Source organism: Pseudomonas sp. BF-B-15 (assembly GCF_019946675.1).
Lineage (GTDB): Bacteria > Pseudomonadota > Gammaproteobacteria > Pseudomonadales > Pseudomonadaceae > Aquipseudomonas > Aquipseudomonas migulae.
On sequence record NZ_JAGYFZ010000187.1, the window covers coordinates 1 to 4,930 of the forward strand.

Annotated in this window: 4 protein-coding genes; all 4 read left to right on the forward strand. The window is 60.4% G+C overall.

Going from position 1 to position 4,930, the window contains the following annotated elements:
* Positions 1-476: 476 nt before the first annotated feature.
* Positions 477-1,493: a Bug family tripartite tricarboxylate transporter substrate binding protein gene (locus KGA97_RS29005; RefSeq protein ID WP_207286669.1), complete on the forward strand. Its 1,017-nt coding sequence runs from the start codon at positions 477-479 to the stop codon at positions 1,491-1,493.
* Positions 1,494-1,545: 52 nt separating this feature from the next.
* The gene (locus KGA97_RS29010; protein ID WP_223481960.1) at positions 1,546-2,079 is read left to right on the forward strand and encodes a tripartite tricarboxylate transporter TctB family protein; all 534 of its coding nucleotides are present in this window, start codon (positions 1,546-1,548) and stop codon (positions 2,077-2,079) included.
* A complete protein-coding gene (locus KGA97_RS29015; protein WP_192225918.1) occupies positions 2,076-3,605 on the forward strand; it encodes a tripartite tricarboxylate transporter permease in 1,530 nt (509 codons plus the stop codon). Before KGA97_RS29010 ends, KGA97_RS29015 begins: the two co-directional genes overlap by 4 nt.
* Before the next feature lie 69 nt (positions 3,606-3,674).
* On the forward strand, positions 3,675-4,616 hold the full coding sequence (locus KGA97_RS29020) for a LysR family transcriptional regulator (protein WP_008029067.1): 942 nt from the start codon (positions 3,675-3,677) through the stop codon (positions 4,614-4,616).
* The last annotated feature ends 314 nt before the right edge of the window (positions 4,617-4,930 follow it).

Consider the following 4,930-nt stretch of genomic DNA (forward strand, 5'->3'; position numbering starts at 1 on the left):
GTCAACATTGATAGCGCCTGACCCACCGCTATCGCCAGCAAGCCGGCTCCTACAGTGATTGCGGTGCATCAATCGATATTGATGGCGCCTGACATTTCGCCATCGCCGGCAAGCCGGCTCCTACAGGGTTCGCGTTTTGCCGCGTTTTCACGGCATTGGTGAGCACTATCGAAGGCTCACTGATAACCGTCTAATCAAAACTTGAAATAAGGCGATAGCCTCGGGTTATGTCATGCCCTGCTTTCAGGGGGCTTTCAATGAATAAGGCCTGCACACACTTTCCACTCAAACTGCTCTGGCGCAAGGCCTGCGGCGATCTTCACGATTTTTCCCGTCCCGAGCTATAACCCCAGGCTATCGGTGTATGTATTGTTTTGACTAGACGCGACGCCTGCGGCTTCCCACACTCGGGCCAGGCTTGCAGCTTTACCGCTCAGACAAGTCACTCATAACAACTACAAAAACGAGGCCCTTCCATGCGAAATGCATTCGTCCGTCGTACATCCCGTCTGTTTCTTGGCTGCACGCTGGTCGCCGCCGGCGCCCTTCCCGCTCTCGCTCATGCAGCCTGGCAACCAGACAAGAACGTCGAAATCGTCGTCGCTGGCGGTCCCGGTGGTGGCACCGACCAGCTCGGCCGTTTGATCCAGTCGATCATCACCACCCACAAGCTGCTCGACGTGAATACCATCGTCCTCAACAAGGGCGGCGGCAATGGCGCCGAAGCTTTCCTCGACCTGAAAATGAACAAGGGCGATCCGGAAAAACTGGTGATCGGCACCAACAACATCTACTTGTTGCCGCTGGTGTCCAAGCTCGGCTACCAATGGCAGGAACTGACCCCCATCGCCGCCGTGGCCGAGGACGATTTCATTCTCTGGAGCTACAAAGACGCACCGTGGAAGGACGCCAAGGGCTTCTACGAAGCGGTCAAGGCTGACCCGTCGAACCTGCGCATGGGCGGCAGCCAGTCCAAGGACGTGGACCAGACCCTCACCTTGCTGTTGAACCAGACCACTAACAGCAAACTGGTGTACATCCCGTTCAAGAGCGGCAGCGAAGCCGCGACCCAACTGGCCGGCAAACACATCGCCGCCAACGTCAACAACCCCAGCGAAAGCATCAGCCAATGGCGCGGTGATCAGGTCGAGCCGCTGTGCGTGTTCAGTAAAGAGCGCATGAGCTACACCGAGAAAGTCGCCGGCGACAAATCCTGGGCCGACGTGCCGACCTGTCACGAACAGGGCCTGGGCATCGATCAGTACCGCTTCCCGCGCACCGTGTTCATGCCCGGCGAAGTCACCGCCGAGCAACGGGCGTTCTATGTCGAGCTGATGCGCAAAGTCACCGAAACCCCGGAGTTCAAGGCCTACGTCAAACAGAACGCACTGGTGCCCACCTTCCTCGAAGGCGAGCCGCTGACCGCCTACATTGAGAAAGACACCGCCCGCGTCACCCCGGTGTTCAAAGAAGCCGGCTGGCTGAAAAACTGAGTTGCCGACGGCCGTCCGCCTGCGCACGGCCGTCACCTCTGGAGGTGTCTTCATGTCCCATTCTTCGGATTCACCGGCACTGGTCGGTACCCGCTGGGTCGAACTCGGCCTGACCGTCTTCACCGCGCTGATCGGCGTGGTGGTGATGTTCGGCAGTGTCGAACAAGGTATCGGCTGGGGCGATTCCGGCCCCGAGCCGGGTTACTTCCCCTTCTACATCGGCCTGATGCTCAGCGCCGCAAGCGTGGCCAACGGCGTGTTGACCCTGGTGCGCTGGCACGCCCTGAGCATTGCATTCGTCAGCCGCAGTGCGTTCAAGCAAGTGCTATCGGTGTTCATCCCGATTGCGCTGTTCGTGGGCGCCATGCCGTTCACCGGCATCTACGTGGCGTCGGCCTGCTTCATCGCCTGGTTCATGTGGCGTGACAAGGTCCGCGCCAAGCCTTACGGCAAACTGATGATCGGCAGCGTGTCCCTTGGCGCGGTGCTGGCCAGTTACCTGATTTTCGCGCTGTGGTTCAAGGTCCCGCTGGATGCCGGCCCGATGGGCGACTGGATTGCCCTGGTCGGGAGAAATTTCAAATGAGCGAGTTCGATTCCCTGCTGCAAGGCATGAACCTGATCCTGACCCCGGGCCACATCGGCCTGATGGTGATCGGCGTGCTGCTGGGCATTCTGGTTGGCGTACTGCCCGGCCTCGGTGCCCCCAACGGCGTGGCGTTGTTGCTGCCGCTGACGTTCACCATGTCGCCGGTGTCGGCGATCATTCTGCTGTCGTGCATGTATTGGGGCGCGTTGTTCGGCGGCTCGATCACCTCGATCCTGTTCAACATCCCCGGTGAGCCCTCCTCGGTGGCAACGACCTTCGACGGCTACCCGATGGCCCGCGAAGGTCGCGCCGCCGAAGCCCTCACCGCCGCCTTCAGTTCGGCACTGATCGGCGCATTGGCCGGGGTGTTGTTGCTGACGTTCCTGTCGACCAAGATCGCCGCATTCGCCATGTCGTTCAGTTCACCGGAGTTCTTCGCGGTGTACCTGTTGGCGTTCTGCACCTTCATCGGCATGAGCAAGAACCCGCCGCTGAAAACCGTGGTGGCGATGATGATCGGTTTCGCCATGGCGGCGGTCGGCATGGACACCGTATCCGGCAACCTGCGCCTGACCTTCGACCAGCCGATCCTGATGACGGGCATCAGCTTCGAAGTGGCGGTGATCGGACTGTTCGGCATCGGCGAAATCCTTTGCACGGTCGAGGAAGGCCTGGTGTTTCGCGGCGAGCATGCGCGCATTACACCGATGGTGATTCTGCGTACCTGGGCCAAGTTGCCGCGTTACTGGTGGACGATTGTGCGCAGCACGCTGGTCGGTTGCTGGATGGGCATCACGCCCGGCGGCCCGACGGCTGCCTCGTTCATGAGCTACAGCCTGGCGCGGCGTTTCTCGAAGAATCGCGAGAACTTCGGCAAGGGTGAACTCGAAGGCGTGATCGCCCCGGAAACCGCTGACCACGCCGCCGGCACCAGCGCCCTGCTACCGATGCTGACCTTGGGCATTCCCGGTTCCGCTACGGCAGCGGTGATGCTCGGTGGCTTGATGATCTGGGGCTTGCACCCTGGCCCGACGTTGTTCGTCGAGCAGCACGATTTTGTCTGGGGCCTGATTGCGAGCATGTACCTGGGCAACGTGGTGAGCCTGATCGTGGTGCTGGCCACCGTGCCGCTGTTCGCTTCGATCCTGCGCATTCCGTTCTCGATCATTGCGCCGATCATCATCATGGTTTGCGCCATCGGTGCCTACTCGGTGCACAACTCGTTCTTCGACGTGGTGCTGATGCTGGGCTTCGGCGCGCTGGGTTACTTGTTCAAGAAACTCGGTTACCCGATTGCGCCGCTGGTGTTGGCGGCAGTGCTGGGCGACAAGGCTGAGGACGCGTTCCGTCAATCGATGCTGTTTTCTGACGGCCACTTGGGGATTTTCTGGTCCAACCCGCTGGTGGGCAGCCTGACCACGGCGGCGCTGCTGATGCTGTTCTGGCCGCTGATTTCCAAAGGGTTGAGCAGCCTGATGGGCCTGCGCAAACCCCACGTCGCCAAGACCAAATCGGTGCTGTGACACAGCAATGCTGGCAACGCCTGACATTTGTTGTCAGGCTTGCCGCAGTCTTTTTCGCGAGCGCGGCCCATGACCCGAATTCCTGATGCCAATGTGATCCACAGTCGACTGCGTCTGCGCCAATTGCGGTTGATGCTGGCGTTGCAGGAACTCGGCTCACTGCGCCGCGCCGCCGACCACATCGGCATGACTCAACCGGCGGCGACCAAGATGTTGCACGAGGCCGAGGACTTGCTCGGCGTCGAACTCTTCGAACGTCTGCCTCGGGGCATGCGCTCTACCCCGTTCGGGGAGACCGTCATCTACTACGCGCGCATGGTGTTTGCCGAACTCAGCGGCATGCGTGAAGAACTGGTCGCCCTGGAATCCGGCAACCTCGGGCGAGTCGCCGTCGGGGCGATTCCGGCGTTGGCCTCGGGGTTGCTGACTCGCACCATCGCCACCTTGAAGAAAAGCCATCCACGGTTGTCGATGAGCATTCAGGTCGACACCAGTGATGTACTGGTGCAGGCACTGTTGCAGGATCAGCTCGACATTGTGTTGGGGCGGATTCCGGCGGGTGCGCGGGCCGAAGAATTGCTGTTCGATAGTTTGGGTGAAGAGGAGCTGTGCGTGATTGCCGGTGCGCAGAATCCATTGGCGCGGGAGAAAAACCTGAGCTGGGCGGAATTACAGAACATGACGTGGGTGTTGCAACAGCAACCGAGCCCGATGCGCGCGATCATCAATCAGGTGTTTCACAATGCGCGGGTCGACATTCCCAGCAGTATTGTTGAAACCACGTCGATCATGACCTTGCTGTCGTTGATCCAGCAGACCGACATGCTCGGCGTCACGCCGGTGTCGGTGGTCGAGGATTATCCGGGGCGTGATTTGCTGGCGGTGTTGCCGATCAAGTTTGAAGCGCGGTTGCCGCCGTATGGGTTGATTACCCGGCGTCATCGTATTCAGTCTTCGGCGATGCAGGCGTTTATGAATTCGGTGCGGGCTGAGCATGCTTTGAGTAAGTAGGCCTTTGGGTATGCGTATATATCCGTTACTTCGGTAACGGCGGCTATTGGTTTCGCCCTTACGGCGAGTCACTTTGGAAAAGCCCCAAAGTAACCAAAGCGCTTTTGCCCCTTTCGTTCGGTGGCTCGCTAATGCTCGCCATGCCCTCGCTCCGGTCCTGCTCCGTGGGCCCGCCGCCATCGGCCATCCATGGCCGGGGGCGGCTAACCCGGCATCCATGCCGGGTTGCCCACTGCGCAGAACCTCCACTCGGCCTCTCGAGGGGGCGACTACCGCCACAGCCGCCGAGGCGGCCTGAAAGCCGACCTGGCTCT

Coding starts and splice junctions, on each gene's coding strand:
- KGA97_RS29020 (WP_008029067.1), top strand. CDS start 3,675: ATGACCCGAATTCCTGATGCCAATGTGATCCACAGTCGACTGCGTCTG.
- KGA97_RS29005 (WP_207286669.1), top strand. CDS start 477: ATGCGAAATGCATTCGTCCGTCGTACATCCCGTCTGTTTCTTGGCTGC.
- KGA97_RS29010 (WP_223481960.1), top strand. CDS start 1,546: ATGTCCCATTCTTCGGATTCACCGGCACTGGTCGGTACCCGCTGGGTC.
- KGA97_RS29015 (WP_192225918.1), top strand. CDS start 2,076: ATGAGCGAGTTCGATTCCCTGCTGCAAGGCATGAACCTGATCCTGACC.